The sequence below is a fragment of the Streptomyces sp. R11 genome, assembly GCF_041051905.1.
In the GTDB taxonomy this organism is placed as follows: Bacteria; Actinomycetota; Actinomycetes; order Streptomycetales; family Streptomycetaceae; genus Streptomyces.
Window position 1 is genome coordinate 808,095 of sequence record NZ_CP163432.1, and the last position, 19,175, is coordinate 827,269.

Here is a 19,175-nt window from a genome sequence, read left to right on the forward strand (position 1 = left end):
GGCAGCAAGGAGAAGCGTGATACCCCACGCGATGAAGTACTCCAGTTGACGTCCTTCCATCGGATCTCCGTCGATCTCCGCACGCACAAGGGCCACCGCAGGCCCCGGCCGGCGAACGGCAGCCCCAGTCTGCATCGGCCGGCCGGTGCAGGACCGGTTCACCGATCGGACTTTGAACTGACTGATGACAAAGTATGGACGCGCTCAGCAAAAGTCCCCTACGGTATCGGCGCAACCGCACGAGTACCGCCTCTGCGCTCCCCCGCGCAGCGGGTATCTCGACCGGAGTGCAATCCGGCGGCCTCCGGTCCGTTCTGGAGGACCGATGCATCCACGGTTGTTCCGCCGCGCACGAAGACGGCTCACCCCGCTGCTTCTCGGAACGTTCTTCATCGGGGGCGTGTGGACAGCGCCCCCGTCCGCCGCTGCCCCTGATGACATCCCACCCCAGGAACCGGGAGTGACCTTGCGGGTGTTCGACACCCAGGTCCCGCTCAGCAAGCTGTGCACGCTCAAGCCGGGTCAGACCCCCAACCACGACAAGCTGATGCCGACCGTGGACTGGTCCGCGACCGAGGACTTCGGCGGCTTCGCCGACAACTTCTCGGCCGAGGTGTCCGGCTACCTCGTCGTCCCCGGCGACGGGTCCTACACATTCCGCCTGACCAGCGACGACGGCTCACGGCTGACCATCGACGACCGGACGGTCATCGACCACGACGGACTGCACGGGGCCGAGCCGAAGGACGAATCCGTCCAACTCACCGCCGGATCCCATCCGTTCCGCATCGACTACTTCGAACGGGGCGGCGAGCAGCGCCTCGCGCTGGCGTGGAAGCCACCGTCCGCGAACGACTTCACCACCGTGCCGAGCGAGGCACTGAGCACCGACGCCGGAGTGGTACGGGTCACCGCCCCGGGACGCAAGGAGTGCGAATCCGGAGCGGACAGCCCGGGCGACGGTCTGCCGCTGACCGACATACGCCCCGACCTCACCCTCACCGACCTGCGCCCGGACGGCTTCGAGCCCCAGGTAACCGGCATGGACTGGCTGCCCGACGGACGCCTGGCCATCACCACCTGGGGCGGCTCACAGACCACGACGGGCGAGGCGTACCTCATCGACAACGTCACCGGCAACACGAGTCGCGACAAGGTGACCGTGAAGAAGGTGGCGAGCGGGCTGCGCGAGCCCATGGGCGTCAAGTACGTCGACGGCTCGCTGTATGTGTCGCAGAAACACGAGCTGACTCAACTGGTCGACACCGACCGGGACTTCGTCGCCGACGAGTACCGCACCGTCGCAACCTGGCCCTACGGCGGCAACTTCCACGAGTTCGCCTTCGGGCTGCTCTACCGCGACGGCTACTTCTACGTGAACCTGTCCGTCGCCATCAACTACGGCGGCGCGACCACGACTCCGCAGCCGGCACCCGGCCGTGGGACCACGTACAAGATCAGTAGGAAGACCGGGAAGATCCAGCCGATCGCGGGCGGCCTGCGCACCCCCAACGGCATCGGCTGGGGCCCCGGCGGCGACATCTTCACCACCGACAACCAAGGTGGCTGGCTGCCCGCGTCCAAGCTCGTCCACATCAAGCAGGACCGCTTCTTCAACCACTACACCGAGCCCTCGGGCCCCTTCGACGACCGGTCGGCGACCGAACCGGTGCTGTGGCTGCCGCAGAACGAGATCGCCAACTCCCCCAGCACACCGCTGTACTTGACCAAGGGCCGGTTCGCCGGGCAGATGCTCCTCGGTGACGTGACCTACGGCGGGCTCCAGCGTGCCTATCTGGAGAAGGTGAAGGGCCAGTACCAGGGCGCCGTGTTCCGCTATACGCAAGGACTCGAAGCCGGCGTCAACCGCATCACCATGGGCCCCGACGGTGCCGTCTACGCGGGCGGGCTCGGCGCCGACGGCAACTGGGGCCAGGAGGGCAAACTGAAGTTCGGCCTCCAGAAGCTGACGCCAAACGGCGGCAACACCTTCGACATCAAGGAGATGCGCGCCGTCCCCGGTGGCTTCGACCTGGAGTACACGCAGCCGCTGTCCCAGGCCACGGCGGAGAAGCTGGCCTCCCGCTACCAGGCCGAACAGTGGCGCTACACCCCCACATCGGACTACGGCGGTCCGAAGATCGCCGAGGAGCGGCTGAACGTCCGCTCGGCGACCCTCGCCGACGAGGGGCGCACGGTCTCGCTACGCCTCGACGGGCTCAAGCCGGGCCGCGTCGTGCACGTCCGTTCACCACGCCCCTTCGCGTCCACGTCCGGTGAGACGCTGTGGAGCACCGAGGCCTGGTACACGCTCAACTCCCTGCCTGGCAAGCAGCCGCCACCCGCGACGCTGTACGAGGCCGAGGAGGCGCGGCTGACCGGGACGGCCGGGGTCAACACCGACCACACCGGCTACTCGGGCAGCGGCTTCGTCGACAGCTACGGCACCGAGGGCAAGGCCGCCACGACGTTCGACGTCACCGTCCCGAAGGCGGGTGACTACGACGTGAACCTTCGCTACTCCAACGGGCCCAACCCCTTTCAGGGCACCAAGTCCCTCTCCCTGTACGCCAACGGGCAGAAGCTGAGACAGACCGAGCTCGCCTCGACGGGCAACTGGGACACCTGGTCGACCCAGACCGAACGGGTCACGCTGCGCGCGGGGCAGAACACCATCGCGTACCGCTTCGACTCCGGCGACACAGGCCACGTCAACCTGGACCTGATCACCGTCCGCCCGCACGGCGCCCGGGTCACCCTCTTCGACGGGTCCGCCGCGTCACAGGGGCAGTGGCAGCACACGGACGGACGTTCGGTGGAATGGCCGCTGACCGACGAGCAGTCGATGGAGGTATGCTGCGGCGACCTGCGCACCAAGGACGCCTACCAGGACTTCAAGCTGCATGTGGAGTTCCGCGTCCCGCTCCTGCCGGACGACGTGACCGGTCAGGACCGCGGCAACAGCGGCGTCTACTTCCAGAACCGATACGAGCTTCAGATCCTCGACTCCTTCGGTGACACGACGCTCGACACGAACGAAGCCGGAGCGATCTATCTGAAGAAGGCTCCGGACGTCAACGCGGCCACAGCGCCGGAGACCTGGCAGACCTACGACGTCACCTTCCGAGCGGCCCGCTTCGACGCCGACGGCACCAAGACGGCCGACGCGCGGGTCACCGTCGTCTGGAACGGCAAGAAGATCCACGACGACATCGCGATCGACGGCCCGACCGGCGGCGGCGCTCCGGAGGGACCGTCAACCGGCGCCATCCGCCTCCAGGACCACGGCAACAAGGTGCGCTACCGCAACATCTGGGTGGACCCGCTGAACTGAAGCAACCAGAACCGCGAGGTACTGGGGCGCGCCTACGGAGCTCGTGGGCGCGCCTTCACATCGAGGGCTTCGCGGTGCCTGGCTTGCGGGACCTCAAGCGGGCCCTTCTTCACGTAGCTGGTCTATACCAAGCGGCACTGTCTCAGTATCCTCATACGTAGCCAGCCAGTAGCACACCGCTCCTCTCTCCCCACCCCCCCACCAGGTTGCGTGCTGGCGCGAGCGGTACCCCACGACCAGCGCCAGCAGCCGCGCGACCTGCCGATTCACCGCCTCCAGGAGGATCTCGGTGAGAGCTCGCATCAGAAGCACGGCGATCATCGGCACCATCTGTCTCGTCGCTTCCCTCGCCCTGACCGCGGCGTCGGCCGACGAGCCCGCCGCCCCACGGCAGGCGGCGAAGGTCATCCTCAAGAACGTGGCCACGGCGCAGAATCCGACGGCCGGCGCCGCCGGTCCCGGCGGGAAGCTCTGGATCGCCGAACGCCCGGGCACCGTAAGGGTCCTGGACAGCAAGGGGCTCAGCCAGCCCGTCCTCGACATATCCGCGGAGACCACCACCGACGGCGAACGCGGGCTGCTGGGCATCGCGTTCGACAAGACGTTCGCGCACTTCTACATCTCGTTCACGAACCTCGAAGGCACCAGCACCGTGGACGAGTTCGCCGTACGGAACGGCAAGATCCAGCCGCAGACCCGGCGTACGGTCATCACCCAGACCCAGCCCTACGCCAACCACAACGGCGGCGACATCAAGATCGGCCCCGACGGCCACCTCTACATCGCACTCGGCGACGGCGGCTCGGGCGGCGACCCGCACGGCAACGGACAGAACCTCGGCACCCTGCTCGGCAAGCTCCTGCGGATCGACCCGAGGGGCGGCAGGCCGTACGCGATCCCGCCGGACAACCCGTTCGTGAACGACCCGAACGCGAAGGACGAGATCTGGGCGTACGGGCTGCGCAACCCGTGGCGGTTCTCCTTCGACTCGGGCACGGGCGACCTCTTCATCGGTGACGTCGGCCAGAACGACTGGGAGGAGATCGACTGGGCCCAGGCGAGCAGCAAGGGCGGCGAGAACTACGGCTGGTCCCAGATGGAGGGCACCCATCCCTTCCGTGGCGGCACGGAACCCGCGAACCATGTGCCGCCGGTCCATGAGTACGACCGCACCAACTTCGGCTGCTCGGTCACCGGCGGCTACGTCTACCGGGGCAAGGCGATCCCGGCACTCAAGGGTCAGTACGTGTACAGCGACTACTGCGACGGCACCGTCCGCTCCCTGCAGTTGAAGAACGGCAAAGTGACAGCCGTGAACGACCTCGGAGTCAACGGCGGCGAAGTCATCTCCTTCGCGCAGGGCGCCAAGGGCGAACTGTACGTACTCGCCATTGGCGGCAGCGTCTTCCGTATCGACCCGGCGTAACGACCACCAGAAACCGGTGCCAAGGTTCGGGGGCGCCGGCGCAGGTTCCCCCGCGGTTTGCGGCGTCCGTCGACTACGCCTGCCGCTCAAGCCTGCGCCTCGCGCCTGTGCCTCACACCAGTGACTTTCACCGACGCCTCCGTCGACTCGGGGCCGCCCGCTCCGCTGTCGACGGTGGCGGAACCGGAGGCTGGTCCCGAGTTCAGGGCGTCACGGACAGCGGTCAGGATGTCCTCGGTGTCGGCTCCGAGCGCTCGGGCGGCGGAGGTGAAATCCCGTGCCAGAGTGCCGAGTTGAGCGGCGTCGTGGGCGTGCGGGCCGGACGGGAGCGCCGCCACCCGGGTGCCCGCGCCGCGGCGGGTGCGGATCAGCTCCGCGGCCTCCAGCTCGCGATAGGCGCGGGCCACGGTGCCCGGCGCCAGACCGAGGTCGGCAGCGAGCTGGCGCACGGTCGGCAGGCGCTCCCCCTCGGTCAGCCGACCGGTGCGAATGAGCGCGGCCAACTGGGCGCGGATCTGCTCGTACGGCGGTACCTGGCTGGTCGTGTCGACGCGGACGGTGCGGTCGCTCATCGCGGAAATTCCCATCGTGCTGCCTCGTCGTCAACCGCCCGCGGCGCCACCACGGTCACCAGGGACCAGCCGAACGTGAACAGACTCAGCAGACCCAGGGGACAGATCACCACAACGGTGGCGGCACCGAGCGGGCCTGCGCAGGCCGTTTCCGTGAGCGCGATGAGCAGCATCAGAACGACGAGCAGGACCTGGCTCGACACCAGCAGCCCCCAGGCTCCCGTGATCGCCCACGCCCGGTCGCGGCGCTGCTGGTAGTCGCCCGGCCCGTGGGCGATACGGCGCAGGGCCCAGACGCAGGCGGGGGTTCCGACCGCGAGGGCGGCGAACATCGGGCCGCTGTAGTAGAGCCCGGGCCAGGGTCCGAGGGATGCGGTCAGCCCTTCACAGGCGACGACCATGACACGCCCCGCTCCGCCTATCCGGTCGGGGCCGGCGGAAGCGGTGACGGCGCCCATGACCAGCAGACCGAGGAGGGAGACCGCCTGCAGAAGAAGCAGGGGCGCCATACGGGGCGGCACGTGGTTTCTGACCAGACGCGGGGTGAGACTCGCGGTGCGTACCGCTTCCTGAGGACCGAGCGTCAGGGCGTCGCCGAGTAGGACACCGCCCACCGCGCACAGGCCGAAAGCCGTGATGGCGAACACCAGGGGGATCGTGATGTCGCCGCTCTCCATCGTGACCAAGTGCTGCGCGGCCACGACACCGATGGCCAGGCCGGACCAGCGGGCGTAGTGGTCGGCGTGGTCGAGGAGCCGGGACTGGAGCGGGACGGTGTCGAGCACGTGGAGATCCCCCAGGACACTTGTACCAAACGGTGGGTACAAGATGCCCTGGTCGGAATCTTGTGTCAAATGCTCGATACAAGCAGACTCCGACGGCCGACCCGGGACTGCCTCCCGTCCGTGTCAGTCGGCTGATCTCTCGTTGATCAGCGAGCCTTGTCTCAGCCACCGTACGAATGCGAAGACCCAGGTCGCGGAGAGGAGGAGCAACAAGATGAGGGCCAGGAGCCAGGGGACGGGGCGGGACCAGCCGACGAGGAGGGCGACCACCGCTGCCGTGACGAGGACGGCTTGCACCGACTTGTAGACGGAGGGGTAGCGGTCGTAGACCGCCAGGGTGGGCAGAAGCACCACGGTGGTGATCAGCATGACGGCTACGGACCCGCCCATCAGCCAGCTCAGGGCGACCGGCGTCCGATGATCCGTGGCGTGCTCCACGAGCCCGACCATGCCCGCGCCGGCTGCCGCCACAGCCATGGCCATCGGCAGGTGGGTGAAGATCCACGTCGCCAGGGAGTGGCCGGACTCGCGAGGCAGCCGTCGGGACACCAAGTCGGCGTAGTTCCACCAGAAGCCGAAGCCGATGGCGAGCCCGAGCAGGCCCGTCGTCGTGACGAGTGTGCTGCGTTCGGTCTCCGTCAGGCCGTTCACGACACCGATGACGACTTCGCCGAGCACGATGATGATGAACAGCCCGAAGCGTTCGACCATGGGTTCGGTCACGACGGTGTAACTCGGCGTTCTGCGCCACAAGATGAGGATGACGCACTCCACGCTGCACCACGCGACGGCGAACACCGCCCAAACGACGAGACGGGCGTCGGCAGACAGAGGCACCGAAGCCGCGATCGCGATGATGCCCGCGACCATGACGATCAGATAGCGGCGTGGCGTCCTGCGCAGCTCCGGTTCGTCCTGTCGGTACACGGAGTACCACTGGTAGGTCAGCAGGGCCAGCAGCAATGCGTACAGGGCCGCCAGGGTGCGGCCGTCGTCGCCGTCGGCGTGGCCGACGTAGACCGCCATGAGGGACAGCAGCAGCATCTGCACGAAGATCAGCGAGCGGGTGTGACCGTCTTCGCGGCCGTGCAGTTCGTAGAAGAGGGTGCCATTCAGCCAGGCGATCCAGATCAGCCCGAAGACCACTGCGAATGTTGCCGTGCCTCGCCAGGAGAAGTCCTCGGCCAGGGTGTGGGCCGCCTGCCCGACCAGGACGACGTAGACGAGGTCGTAGAAGAGCTCCAGGAAGCTGACGCTGCGCCCGGTGTCGACCTCGCCGTGGCGCCGCGGCGGGCGGAAGAGCCACCGGCGGGTACCGGCGCCCAGGGGAACTGCCTCTGCGTTGACAGGACGGGGCTCGGGGGCACTGTCGGACATGTGAGGCTCCTGTCGGGCGCGGCCGAAGGTGTAGCGCAGCGATGGCGACGGCTGGGGCCGACAAGCCGGTACGGTCCCGCCCCGCCATGCGCTCAGGATATGAACTGATATGAATGCATCGCGTGCAGGAACGGCCCGCGTGTATCACGGACGGTGTCCGTCCCCCGCAGCCACGGTCTACCGTCCCTGCGGCCCGAGCAGCGCCCGGAGAGGTTCATGAGACGTCTGGATCCCACCGATCCGCCGGCCATCGGCGGTTACCCCCTGTTGGCGAGACTCGGCGCCGGCGGCATGGGGCAGGTGTTCCTCTCCCGCACGGCGTCGGGTCGTCCGTTGGCCCTCAAGACCGTACGCACCGAGTTCGGCCTTGACCCCGGGTTCGAGCAGCGGTTCGCCCGCGAGATCGCCAGCAGCGACCAGGCGCGCTCCCCGTGGACCGTGTCGGTCGTGGATTACAGCGCCGCGGGTCACCGGCCGCAATGGCTGGCCACGGAGTACGTGGCAGCGCCTTCCCTCGCGGCCTGGGTGGCGTGCGACGGCCCGCTGCCCGAGTCCGCCGTCCGGGCTCTGGCGGCGGAACTCGCCGAGGGGCTGCGGGCCGTGCACCGGGCGGGGCTCGCGCACCGCGACGTGAAGCCGTCCAACGTGCTGCTCGCCCGCCGCCATCCGCTGCTCATCGACTTCGGAATCGCCCGAGCCGCGGACGACACCCGGCACACCCGTACCGGCGGTGTCATCGGGTCCCCTGGTTACATGGCACCCGAGCAGGTCACCGGGGGAATATCGGCCGGGCCCGGCGACATCTTCTCGCTGGGCGCGGTCCTGGTGTATGCCGCCACCGGGAACGGGCCCTTCCTGCACCCGGGCGAGGATCCGTCCGCCGCCCAACTGCTCTACCGCGTCGCACACGAGGAGCCCGCGCTCGACGGCGTGCCGGAGCCGCTCGCACCCTTGCTGGCCGCCTGCCTGGCGAAGTCACCGCAGGCCCGTCCCACCGCGGACGAGTTGTCGGAGAGGCTCGAGGCGAGGCCCGGCGTCTGGGCCTCGGCACGGCCGCCGCGCCTCGAGGCGGACATCGCCGCGCGGGAAACCGAGCTGGCGGCGCTGCTGGAACACTCGGAGCCCGTCGCCCCGGAGTCACAGCCGGCGCCCAACCCGGCACCGCAGACCGGGTTCGGGCCGCCGACCGCGTACGGCCCTCCCCCCGCTCTCCCGTCGGGTCCCGCTCCGGGCCCCGCTCCCCTCGCCCCGTCCGGTGCCGGTTCCACGCCGGGCCGGCCGTCGGCGCGGGCATGGGCGGCCGCCGTGGCAGCGGGCACGGTGGTGACGGCGGCTGTCGTCACGGCGCTGGCCTGGCCCGACGGCAGTGATGAAGCGGCGGGTGGGAACGGTCGTACGACCCCGCCCGCCTCCGTCTCTCCGTCCCCCACCGCTACCGGGACTGCCCTGCCCGCGTCCTGGGTGGGCACTTGGAAGGGCACAGGCCCCGGCAGCCCCGCCGGTGACGGCATCGTCAACGCTCGCACGACCCGGGTGGCCGTGACCGTCACCTTCCACGCTGCGGGCCGGGGCGAGATCGTGGGCAGACAGGTCAGCCACGTGACCGAGGGCAGCACCGGCCGGGACCTCGGGTGCACCGAGACGCTAAGTCTGCGGGAGACGCATGGAACGTCCATGGTCTTCGAGGCGGTCACGAGCGCACCCACGGATCCGTCGGCCGGCGTGCTGTGCACGCGGGGCAACGTCTACACCCTGGAGAAGACCGGCGCCGACACCTTGACCCTGGGGAACGAGGGCAGTCAGACGACGGGGTCACCCTCCCGGCTGACCCGCTCCTCCTGACACCTGACCGGTCGCACACCCAATCAGCTGCAGGTGAGGGCGGAAAGGGACCTCTCCCGTCACCGGTCGGCGTGCACGTCGCCCTGCGCCGTGAGAACGACGGCTTCCTGCTGGGGGAAGACACCGGGCGGGATGCCCGGAATGGATTCCGTCCGGGTAGCTTGATCGTGACCGGCCGACGGCCCCCCGACGTCAGACGGGTGACGATGCGGTCGCGGTCGCCGCGGTAGATGGAGTGGACGTACTCGACGGCCCGGCCGTTGGTGTCGGTGGTGAGGCGCTCGAAGAGGAGCGCCGGTGACAGGTGCGGCACGTCGAGGATCTTGGCCTCGGCCTGGCTGACGACGGTGGGCTCGATCGTCTGTACGCTCCAACATCACCGGCACCTTCGGCACACTGGCCAACCCCACTGCCACGGCCGACCGTTACCTCGGCATCGGCTTCACCGCAAGGGCGGGCACTCTCGCTCCCGGCGCCGACACCGGGGACATGCAGCTGCGCTTCCACCGGGCCGACTGGCAGCCCCTCAACCAGAGCGACGACTACTCCTTCAGCGCCTCCCGGTCGTCGTACGCGGACTGGCCGAAGGTCACCGCCCAGGTGGCCGGCAGCACGGTGTGGGGCACTGCCCCCGAGGGCAACGAGCCGACCGATCCCCCCACTGAGCCGCCCACCGACCCTCCGGCAGGCGGACAGAGCCTGTTCGACGACTTCAACTGCACCGGCTCCGGCGACCCGAGGATCTCGGCGAACGGCTGGAGCGTTCGCTCGAACTCCGGCGGGCCCGGAGTACCCGGTGCCACGTGGTCCCCGGAGAATGTCACCTTCGCCGGTTCCGGCGGCAACTCGGTGATGAACCTACGGACCTCGACCGCGGGGACGGCCGAGAGCACCAAGCACACCGAAGTCCTCACCATGGCCATGAAGTTCAAGAACGGCACTTACGCAGCCCGGGTCAGGTTCTCCGACGCGCCCGTGTCCGGACCGGACGGTGACCGCCTCGTCCAGACCTTCCTACAACCCCGACCCCTGGCAGGCCGTCAACCAGCACACCGAGTCCCGGCAGAGCTGGGCGGGGTGGCACGACCTGGTGCTCACCATCGACAGCTGCACCATCAAGTACTACGTCGACGGGCAGCTCTTCGGCACCCACGACGCCGCGTACCTGCCCGAGCGCCCCATGTCCATCAACTTCAACCGGTGGCTGATCGACCTCGCGGGCCGGACCAGCACCACTCCGCGGTCCTACGACGAACAGGTCGACTACGTCCTCCACGTCAAGGACCAGGTCCTGAGCCCGGCTCAGGTCGCGGCCAGGATCAGCGCTCACCGCACAGCCGGCACCGCGTTCGAGGACACCGTCCCCAACGGCTAGGTCGTCTCTGGGCAGCGGGGCTCAGCCGGTTCGCACCCTGGGGGCGGAGCCCTGCTGCATTCAGCTGCTACAGCTGCGGAAGCACCTCGCCGGCGATGAGTTCCAGGTGGTCGAGGTCGGTGAAGTCGATCAGTCGGAGGTGGAAGCGGCCGGCGCCGATGGCGGAGAACTCGCCGAGCCGGTCGACGAGTTGGGCCGGGGATCCGATGACCGGGTCCTCCGGTGGCAGCGCGCTCTTGACGTGCAGAGGGGCGGCACGCCGTTGCGCCTCTGCGTCGGTGTGGCCGATCGCGACCACGACACCGGTCGAGAGCACAAGCGGTGGCCGACCGGAGTCTGCCCGGCCGGTTCGTTCGCACGCCTCGGCGATTCGTCGGTACGCCCGGGCAGTCTCCGCCACCGACTTGAAGGGCATGTTGAACTCGTCGGCATAGCGAGCGGCCAGCTGCGGGGTGCGCTTGGGCCCGCGGCCTCCGACGATGATCGGCGGCCCCGGCACCTGTACGGGCTTCGGCAGTGCGGGCGCGTCGAGCAGTTGGTAGTGGTGCCCGTGGTGGCTGAAGTGCTCGCCGGCCGGTGTTCGCCACAGGCCGGTGATCACGGCCAGCTGCTCCTCCAGCCGGTCGAAGCGCTCCGGGGCGGGCGGAAACGGGATGCCGTACGAGGTGTGCTCCCGTTCGTACCAACCGGCGCCGAGGCCCAGCTCGACCCGTCCCCCGCTCATCCGGTCCACCTGCGCCACCGTCACTGCCAGCGGGCCCGGTAGCCGGAAGGTGGCCGAGGTGACCAGGGTGCCCAGCCGGATCCGGGAGGTCTCCCGGGCGAGCGCGCCCAGCGTGAGCCAGGCGTCGGTGGGGCCGGGCAACCCAGGATCCGCGCCCATCGCCTGGTAGTGATCGGCCCGGAAGAACCCCTCGAACCCGCAGGCTTCGACGAGTTGCGCGAAGCGCAGCTGATCCTCGTAGTCGGCGCCGCGGTGCGGCTCGGTGAAGACGCAGACCCGGGCGGTCATCGCCCCTCCGTTTCGACGGACCTGGACATGTCCCGTTCCATCAGCAGGTCGTGCAGATCTGCGGTGCACCGGGCCACTTCGTCGAGGTGCGCAGTCCTGCCCAGCGTCCTCGGCCGGGGAATCGCGATGTCGATGGTCTTGCGGATCCGCCCCGGGCGCGGGCTGAGCACGACCACCCGGTCGGCAAGCAGCACGGCCTCGTCTATCGAGTGGGTGACGAAGACGACGGTGGACTCGTTCTCGGTGTGGATGCGTTGCAGCTCCACCGCGAGGTCCGCGCGGGTCAGCGCGTCGAGTGCGGAGAACGGCTCGTCCATGAGCAGCACCCGGGGCTCGCCCATCAGCGACCGGCACAGTGCGACACGCTGCTGCATACCCCCGGAGAGCTCGTGCGGCCGGTGCTTCTCGAAGCCGCTCAGTCCGGCCGTCGCCAGCAGCCGGTACGCCCGGTCGCGGTGCTCGGACCTGCGCCAACCGAAGATCTCCACGGGCAGCAGGACATTGTCGAGGACGGACCGCCAGGGCAGCAGGGCAGGCCGCTGGAACAGCATGGCGACATCCCGCCTGGCTCCGTGGACCGGTTCGCCGCCGATGGTGATCTCGCCCTCGGTGACCGGCAGCAGCCCGGCGATGAGCCGGAGCAGTGTGGACTTGCCGCACCCGGACCGGCCCACCACCGCCACGAACTCGCCCTCGGCGATGTGAAGGCCGATGTCCTGGAGTGCCACTGTCGAACCGGAGCGGCTGGTGAAGCTCCGGGACACACCGGTGAGTCTGATCATCCGGCCGTCTCCCCATCCACTGGCGTTCGCCATGCCGGCCGGTTCGTGACGCCCGGTCAGGCTACCCGGAGCGGGCCGCTCAGCGGTACCTGTCGTTCTGTCTCTGTATACCCACTGCCGCACACCTGGCCCACAACTGCCGTTCCCTCGTAGGCTGTTGCCTGTACTGAGTGTCATGCCCTCGGCACAGTCGGCGGTCGGAGAGGACAACACCGTGCGCATGAACAGGTTCGCCCGTACGGTCGCCGCGGCGGCCCTGGCCACGGCGCTGGCACTGGTCTCGGGGTGTGGCGGCTCGGATGCCGACGCAGGTGCCGGTGGTGACGACAACACACTCAGGAAGGTCACCTATCTGACCTCGTTCGGCAACTTCGGCCGGGACTCGTACGCCTGGGTCGCGAAGGACAAGGGGTACTTCGAAGAGGCCGGCTTCGACGTGGAGATCAAGCCGGGCCAGGGCACCGGCGGCATCATTCCGGCTGTGGCGAGCGGCCAGGCGCAGTTCGGCCCCATCGACCTGACGGGCGGTCTGCTGCACATGGGCAGCGGCCAGACGAAGGGCTTCGTCGCGGTGGCCGCCATCCAGCAGCACACCATGGCCGCGATCGCCACCACCGAGGGCAACGGCATCGCCGCGCCGAAGGACCTCGAGGGCAAGCGGCTCGCCGACACGCCCGGCTCCGTCGTACGCAACCTCTTCCCGACGTACGCCCGACTGGCCGGGGTGGACGCCGCCAAGGTGACCTGGGTCAATGGCGAGGCACAGACACTGATGGGCACGCTTGCCGGCGGTTCGGTGGACGGCATCGGCCAGTTCGTCGTGGGTAAGCCGACCGTCGAGGCGGTGACCAAGAAGAAGGCCGTCCTGCTGCCGTACAGCGACGTGATACCCGATCTCTACGGAAACGTGCTGATCACGTCGACGAAGATCGCCGAGCAGGATCCGGAGATGGTGAAGCGGTTCAGCACTGCGCTGCTCAAGGGATTGGAGTACAGCCTCGCCCACACGAAGGAGGCCTCCGAGATCCTGAAGCGGAACGTGGACGCCACGAACCCGGCCGCCGCGGCCGCCGAGTTGGAGTTGATGGCCGAGTACGTGAAGCCGGACGGTTCCGGCACGGCGATCGGGACGCTGGACTCCGCGCGGGTCGCGAGGAGCATCGCGATCCTGGAGGACGCGGGCGCGCTGCCGAAGGGCATGACCGCTGACCGGATCATCGACTTCGACCTCGTGCCGAAAGGCTGATCGCGCCGCGCTGGGAGAAGGATGGGATGACCGACCTCTCGAAGCCGCCGCAGGCCCCGGTGGCGCGAGTCGGACCGGGACCGCAACGCGGAACCGGCATCGGCGTCGTGCTGCTGCCGTCGGCCGGGCTGCTGGTCGCGCTCGGTGTGTGGTGGCTGCTCACGTCGGCGCTGGAGGTGATCCACCCGGCAGTGCTGCCTCCGCCGGGTGCCGTGCTCTCGGCGTTCACCGCGGCCCCGGGCCGGTTCCTGGAGCACACCGGGGACACCACGGTGGAGACCGTCGTCGGGTTCGTTCTCTCCAGCGCCTGCGGAGTCCTGATCGGACTGTCGCTGGCGGGCTCGCGGGTACTGGAGCGGATGTTCACGCCGCTGCTGGTGGCCGTCAACGCGGTTCCGAAGATCGCGCTCGGGCCGCTGCTGGTCGGGGCGCTCGGCTGGGGGCAGAAACCGGTCCTGACCATGGTCTTCCTGCTCTGCTTCTTCCCGATCGTGCTGTCCACCGCGACCGGCCTCACGTCGACCCCCGCGGACCTGGCCGAGTTGGCACGCTCGCTGGACGCCTCCCGCTGGCAGGCGTTCCGGAAGGTACGGTTGCCCGCCGCACTGCCGCAGATCTTCGTCGGGCTGAAGGTGGCGATGCCGCTCGCCGCGATCGGCGCGGTCATCGGCGAGTTCCAGGCCGGTGAGAGCGGGCTGGGCTTTCTGATCGTGCAGGCAGGCGGGGTCGGTGACACCGCCACCGCCTGGGCGGCGATCATCCTGATCGGGCTGATGAGCATCCTGCTCTACTTCGCTCTGGTGTTGTTGGAGCGGTTCGCGCTGCCCTGGGTGAGGGAAACCACCTCGCGCGGCTGATCCGGGGCCGAGTGCCCCCAGCGACGGCCGGGGCCGATAGCGCGACACCGTTCCCCCCTGACCCAGGACTGGCATGACCTCGACATTCGAGAGGTATTCGTCCCCGCATCCGTCCGCACCCAACGCCGTGGGCGTCGGTGCGGGCGCCGGGGCGCGGCGGGGTGTATCCAGAATGTATGGTTCCGAGACGCCTCAAAGATCATCGTTGGTCACAGGAGCCACGTCAGGCGCTGCTGGCGGTGCCGATCATGATGATCGTGATCGTCACGGTGGTCGACATCCTGGCTCCGCCCAGCGTCCACCTCGGGCCGTTCCTGGTGGCCGCGCCCGCCGTCACGGCGTCGTTCGCCGGTCCCCGGACGACCGCATGCGTCGGCGCCGTCGCCGTATCGGCCCAGGCCGTGGTGGCGGTGGTGCGCACCAGCATCGCCGATCTGAACCACTCCTCCCAGCTGATCATTCTGATCCTGATGTCAGCGTTCGCGACTTCTTTCGCCGCCCGGCGCGAGCGTCATGAAAGGGAGCTGAGTCAGCTGCGGTCGGTCGCGAAGGCCGCGCAAGAGGTGGTGCTCAAGCCGCTTCCCCAGCGTGTCGGCTCGCTGCGCATCGCGTCGGTGTACCTGGCCGCCGAATCCGAGGCGCAGCTGGGCGGCGACCTGTATGCCGCCGCTCGTACGGCACACGGGACCCGGATCGTCATCGGCGATGTCAGAGGCAATGGCCTGGAAGCCGTCGGTGATGCCGCCCTCCTGCTCGGCGCTTTCCGGGGCGCGGCCCACAGGCAGGCCGATCTACCAGCGCTCATGGCCTTCCTCGAGGGAACCGTCTCCTCGGACCTGGACGACCCCGCGGCTCTCGACACCGCGACCGAGGATCGCGGCGAGGCGTTCATCACCGCCGCAGCACTGGACATCCCGGACGACGAGCCGGTCCTTCACCTGATCAACTGCGGACACCCCTCGCCTCTGCTGCTGCGTCGCGGCCACGTCAGTCCCCTCGAGGTACGCGACCCGGCACCACCCCTGGGCCTCACCGAATTCGTGCAGGCCGAACTGTCCGAAGAAGAGTTCGCCTTCGAGTACGGCGACATCGTCCTGCTCTACACGGACGGTGTCATCGAGGCCCGCAACCGCGAGGGCGCCTTCTACCCGCTCGCGGAACGGGTGGCCGACAAAGCCGACAAGGATCCCGACGCCCTCCTGGCCCACCTGTGCAGGGACCTGATGCGGCACGTCGGCGGACATCTGGGAGACGATGCCGCCATGGTGGCGATCGAGCGCATGCCGCGGCGCTCCTGAGGACGCGGTTCGCCGACGGGTACTCGCCGTCTAGGCTCTGTCGGTTGGATGATCGGCTCGGCTGTGCGGATCGGTTCCTCTTGGCGGACCCGAGCGGGGTCTGGCGCGTGCAGTTGCAAGGCGGAGGAGGGAGTCGACGCGATGGGGGTACCCCCGCTCGAGCGATGTCGGGAGTGGGGGACGGCGACCGACGACAACGCGGCAGATGCGCGTGCCAGGGCCCGCGACGCCGAGATGATCCAAACGACAGGGCCTAGCTCCAGTCGATGTCGGACTGACGCTCCAGCGGCGTCCGGTCCTCCAGGGACTCCGGGACCACCAGTGTGTCCGCCGCGGTCAGCTCGTTGGGGAAGCGCAAGTGGGTCCGCGTCCGGATCTCGGACAGCTTGACCTGGAACACCCGGAACTCGTCCAGTTCGAGGGCTTCGGGCACATCAAGGTTCTGCGTCAGCAGGAACGCCTTGCACTTGAGCTTGCCGTCCTCGGAGAAGACGAGCACCTTCCAGAACTCCCGCGGGAGCTTGACGCCCCGGAAGACACGGTCGTCCTCGTGGAAGATCGGGCCGCCGAACACGCTGACCTTGAGCTCGTCGACACGGACGTCTTCGAAGACCGCGTCCTCGAGGTGGCCCCAGATGCCGTTGCGCCCGCTCTGGTTGAAGTCGTCCATCTGTGGAGTGATGTTGGTGTAGAAGAACGAGTCCCTGTTGGCCTTCTTCGCCTCGGGCAACGAACCCCACACGACGTCGGCGCGGCGCGCGATGTGGCCGCGGTCGAGCCGGTTGTTGCGGCCCTTGTACAGCTCGTTGCTGACCTGTGCGGCTGCCGGAAGGCGCGGATCCTTGACGAAGTCGATGCCCGTCCGGTCGAGCTTCTTGAGGGTGCCACCGTCGATGTTCCAGGCCACCCAGATGGCGAAGCGCCGCGACGAGCTGAGGGCCAGCGAGAAGTGCGTGTAGGGGACCACCTCCGACCCGTTGAGCCGGACGGCGTCCTCCTTGATCGACGGGTTGAGCTGCGGGGTGCCGATCGGTACCGCGAGGAAGCCCGGGTCGTACCCGGCCACGGCCTCCAGCGATTCGGGGTCCGGTGGTGCGAGGGTGATCTTCAGTTCGTCGAAGACCGACTGGGGGAAGCAGGCGAGCGCGCGCTCCTCGGGGGCCTCGTCCGACTCACCACCGAAGTGCAGACCGGCCATTACGTCCGTGGACTTGCCGGTGCGGGTCGTGAACATCCAGACCGATCCGGAGTCGCCGGGCAGGCTGATTTCGCCGTCGTCCGCCGGATGCCTGGGGTCGGGGCCTATCTCGAAGCATTCGATCTCGCGCACTCCGACCGGCGCGCCGTAGTTGATGCCGACGAGGGCGAAGGGCCTGCTCACCACGCCGTGCGTGACCCCGGTGGTGCGGCCGCTCTTGACGACCTTGTCGCCGATCTGCGGTTCGCCCAGCTTCGTCGGTGTGACATCAAGATCGAGGATGTCCGTGTCGAAATCACGGTCCGTCACTGTGGACACGGCGCAGTCGCCGCCCCTGCCGAGGTGGGCGCGTTGGAGCGTGCCGAGACGATTCAGCGCGATGCGACTGTCGTCGCCCTTTCCGGGCTGCACGACCACGTCGCCGAGCTCGCCCTTCCGACCGTTCAGCACGTGCCAGTTGCTCAGCAGGCAGGGCGAGCCGTCGTTCCTGTCGAAAACGATGCACCCGAAGGTGCCGGCGCTCACCTTGACGTTGCCGACGCTCACACCGGGACGAATCGGGTTGACGCGCTTCTGCCGCTCGGGCGTCTCGCCCTCGGCCACCACGAGGAAGTGCGGCTTGTAGGAGCGCTGGACAACATCGGTCGGCACCTTGACGCCGCCACCGATGTCGATGGCCGCGGGGATCTCGGCGGTCCTCAGCTCCTCCAGTCCCTCCGGCCGGACCTTCTTGTCGACCGTGAACTGAAGGGCCAGTTCCTTGCCCTGTTTCCCGCTCTGCTCCTTGTACCCGATACCGATCGAGGACACGTTCGGGTCGCTGAGGTAGCCCGGCCCCCGGGTACGGATGAACTGCTTGAGGTCGCCGATCAGCTTGTCCTGGCCATTTGTGGAGGGCCTGGGATTGGCGGACGCACGCTTCTTGGCAGCCATTGGAGGCTCCCTTCACGCTTGGAGTTCAGGCGTGAGAAGCCGTACCGAAATCATGGGGATTCAGCGGTGTTTGAACCCGAAGCAAACGGCCTGGGCTTCCCGCTCCTCGTGCACTTCCAGAATACGGCCGGGGTAACGCACCAGCGCGCCGGGGAGCAGGCGAATATTCAACGAAATTGGTTGCATCGCCTACAACTCTGAATAAGTTTAGCCTGGTTCAGAAGGAGGCTGACTACATGAGATGGGAGTAGTTGCCATGGGCAGGCAGATCAATTACGCCTTTGAAACTCACAGGGCAGTCGCTGACATCGGCCGCGCCGCGGAGCTCGCCGCGACCACGTCTCCCTTCCAGATCGAGGTGCGGTTCCTCGGCGGGCTGACAAGCAGCCAGAAGAGCGTCTTCGCCGAAGCCGCGGACCGTTGGGCGCGCGTCATAGTGGGAGATCTGGAGACCGCGATCATCAACGACCTCACCGGAAGGGTCGTGATCGACGATCTCCTGATCGACGCCGAGGGGGTGCCGATCGACGGTGTCAACAACATCCCCAATATCCTCGGGCAGGCCGGCCCGACGCGGTTCCGGAGCGACAGCGCGGCCAGCGGAGCGGGACTTCCTGTGAAGGGGCGCATGAGGTTCGACAGCGCCGATCTTGCCCAGATGGAAGAGGAGGGCTCACTCCTCGACGTCATAACGCACGAGATGGGGCACGTACTGGGCATCGGAACCGTCTGGAAGGACTTCGGCTTCCTCAAGAACTTCCCCGGCCTCGACCCGACCTTTGTCGGACCCGGGGCCATGAAGGAGTTCGGCAGGCTCACCGGAGAAGGGCCCGAACCGGTGCCGGTCGCCAATGTCGGCGGTCCCGGGAGCGCCGGCGGACACTGGCGTGAGAGCGTCTTCGACAACGAGCTGATGTCGCCGAACATCGATGGCAGCAACAACCCCCTGAGCCGGCTGACGGTCGCAAGCCTGGGGGACCTCGGATACACGGTCGATCTCGACGCCGCACAGGACTACGAGCTTCCGGATCTTCTCGAGATCGCACGCTCCGGCCGTGTCCCGACCTCGGTGCCGGAGCATGTGGTGCTCCCGACCATCCCGACCCGTGTACCGGCCGAGAGGCCCTGACGGACCTGG

12 protein-coding genes and 2 pseudogenes are annotated in these 19,175 nt (G+C 68.3%); 8 read left to right on the plus strand and 6 right to left on the minus strand.

Annotation, left to right across the window (positions count from 1 at the left end; genetic code table 11):
- Positions 1-325 precede the first annotated feature (325 nt).
- Together AB5J55_RS03810 and AB5J55_RS03815 are read left to right on the plus strand one after the other, a co-directional pair.
- Positions 326-3,334 (plus strand): family 16 glycoside hydrolase, encoded by a 3,009-nt coding sequence (locus AB5J55_RS03810; protein ID WP_369269277.1) that lies wholly within the window; start codon positions 326-328, stop codon positions 3,332-3,334.
- A 289-nt stretch (positions 3,335-3,623) separates the two neighbouring features.
- Entirely contained in the window at positions 3,624-4,760 is a 1,137-nt protein-coding gene (locus AB5J55_RS03815; RefSeq protein WP_369269278.1) for a sorbosone dehydrogenase family protein, read from the plus strand.
- Between the two features lie 203 nt (positions 4,761-4,963).
- Here AB5J55_RS03815 and AB5J55_RS03820 read toward each other — a convergent pair.
- The 3 genes and pseudogenes from AB5J55_RS03820 to AB5J55_RS03830 form a co-directional block, all read right to left on the minus strand.
- Positions 4,964-5,332: pseudogene (locus AB5J55_RS03820) on the minus strand (GntR family transcriptional regulator); the annotation flags it as partial.
- A complete protein-coding gene (locus AB5J55_RS03825; RefSeq protein WP_369269279.1) occupies positions 5,329-6,117 on the minus strand; it encodes a hypothetical protein in 789 nt (262 codons plus the stop codon). The gene AB5J55_RS03825 and the pseudogene AB5J55_RS03820, both read right to left, overlap by 4 nt.
- A gap of 123 nt (positions 6,118-6,240) precedes the next feature.
- Positions 6,241-7,494, minus strand: coding sequence for a low temperature requirement protein A (locus AB5J55_RS03830; protein WP_369269280.1), 1,254 nt, complete (start codon positions 7,492-7,494; stop codon positions 6,241-6,243).
- Positions 7,495-7,710: 216 nt separating this feature from the next.
- Between AB5J55_RS03830 and AB5J55_RS03835 the strand changes: the two genes are divergently transcribed.
- A complete protein-coding gene (locus AB5J55_RS03835) occupies positions 7,711-9,336 on the plus strand; it encodes a protein kinase (RefSeq protein ID WP_369269281.1) in 1,626 nt (541 codons plus the stop codon).
- Positions 9,337-9,705: 369 nt separating this feature from the next.
- Positions 9,706-10,711, plus strand: a pseudogene (locus tag AB5J55_RS03840) (glycoside hydrolase family 16 protein); the annotation flags it as partial.
- Between the two features lie 67 nt (positions 10,712-10,778).
- On the opposite strand, the gene AB5J55_RS03845 reads toward AB5J55_RS03840, so the two are convergent.
- Together AB5J55_RS03845 and AB5J55_RS03850 are read right to left on the minus strand one after the other, a co-directional pair.
- Positions 10,779-11,723, minus strand: a complete 945-nt coding sequence (locus AB5J55_RS03845; RefSeq protein ID WP_369269282.1) for an LLM class F420-dependent oxidoreductase — start codon at positions 11,721-11,723, stop codon at positions 10,779-10,781.
- On the minus strand, positions 11,720-12,505 hold the full coding sequence (locus tag AB5J55_RS03850) for an ABC transporter ATP-binding protein (RefSeq protein WP_369269283.1): 786 nt from the start codon (positions 12,503-12,505) through the stop codon (positions 11,720-11,722). The genes AB5J55_RS03845 and AB5J55_RS03850 overlap by 4 nt, the downstream gene beginning before the upstream one ends.
- A 175-nt stretch (positions 12,506-12,680) precedes the next feature.
- On the opposite strand from AB5J55_RS03850, the gene AB5J55_RS03855 reads away from it, so the two are divergent.
- The 3 genes from AB5J55_RS03855 to AB5J55_RS03865 all read left to right on the plus strand — a co-directional run bounded on the left by AB5J55_RS03855 (position 12,681) and on the right by AB5J55_RS03865 (position 15,906).
- Positions 12,681-13,751 (plus strand): ABC transporter substrate-binding protein, encoded by a 1,071-nt coding sequence (locus AB5J55_RS03855; RefSeq protein WP_369269284.1) that lies wholly within the window; start codon positions 12,681-12,683, stop codon positions 13,749-13,751.
- Between the two features lie 26 nt (positions 13,752-13,777).
- Entirely contained in the window at positions 13,778-14,608 is an 831-nt protein-coding gene (locus AB5J55_RS03860) for an ABC transporter permease (protein WP_369269285.1), read from the plus strand.
- Between the two features lie 248 nt (positions 14,609-14,856).
- Positions 14,857-15,906, plus strand: coding sequence for a PP2C family protein-serine/threonine phosphatase (locus AB5J55_RS03865; protein WP_369269286.1), 1,050 nt, complete (start codon positions 14,857-14,859; stop codon positions 15,904-15,906).
- Positions 15,907-16,159: 253 nt separating this feature from the next.
- Here AB5J55_RS03865 and AB5J55_RS03870 read toward each other — a convergent pair whose 3' ends face one another.
- Positions 16,160-18,037, minus strand: coding sequence for a DNA/RNA non-specific endonuclease (locus AB5J55_RS03870; RefSeq protein ID WP_369269287.1), 1,878 nt, complete (start codon positions 18,035-18,037; stop codon positions 16,160-16,162).
- Between the two features lie 256 nt (positions 18,038-18,293).
- On the opposite strand from AB5J55_RS03870, the gene AB5J55_RS03875 reads away from it, so the two are divergent.
- Positions 18,294-19,166, plus strand: a complete 873-nt coding sequence (locus AB5J55_RS03875; RefSeq protein ID WP_369269288.1) for a leishmanolysin-related zinc metalloendopeptidase — start codon at positions 18,294-18,296, stop codon at positions 19,164-19,166.
- Positions 19,167-19,175 lie beyond the last annotated feature (9 nt).

Excerpts from the sequence above, each read along its gene's own strand:
- AB5J55_RS03810 (WP_369269277.1), top strand. The coding sequence starts at position 326 with ATGCATCCACGGTTGTTCCGCCGCGCACGAAGACGGCTCACCCCGCTG.
- AB5J55_RS03830 (WP_369269280.1), bottom strand. The coding sequence starts at position 7,494 with ATGTCCGACAGTGCCCCCGAGCCCCGTCCTGTCAACGCAGAGGCAGTT.
- AB5J55_RS03835 (WP_369269281.1), top strand. The coding sequence starts at position 7,711 with ATGAGACGTCTGGATCCCACCGATCCGCCGGCCATCGGCGGTTACCCC.
- AB5J55_RS03845 (WP_369269282.1), bottom strand. The coding sequence starts at position 11,723 with ATGACCGCCCGGGTCTGCGTCTTCACCGAGCCGCACCGCGGCGCCGAC.
- AB5J55_RS03850 (WP_369269283.1), bottom strand. The coding sequence starts at position 12,505 with ATGATCAGACTCACCGGTGTGTCCCGGAGCTTCACCAGCCGCTCCGGT.
- AB5J55_RS03855 (WP_369269284.1), top strand. The coding sequence starts at position 12,681 with ATGCCCTCGGCACAGTCGGCGGTCGGAGAGGACAACACCGTGCGCATG.
- AB5J55_RS03860 (WP_369269285.1), top strand. The coding sequence starts at position 13,778 with ATGACCGACCTCTCGAAGCCGCCGCAGGCCCCGGTGGCGCGAGTCGGA.
- AB5J55_RS03865 (WP_369269286.1), top strand. The coding sequence starts at position 14,857 with ATGATGATCGTGATCGTCACGGTGGTCGACATCCTGGCTCCGCCCAGC.
- AB5J55_RS03870 (WP_369269287.1), bottom strand. The coding sequence starts at position 18,037 with ATGGCTGCCAAGAAGCGTGCGTCCGCCAATCCCAGGCCCTCCACAAAT.
- AB5J55_RS03875 (WP_369269288.1), top strand. The coding sequence starts at position 18,294 with ATGGGCAGGCAGATCAATTACGCCTTTGAAACTCACAGGGCAGTCGCT.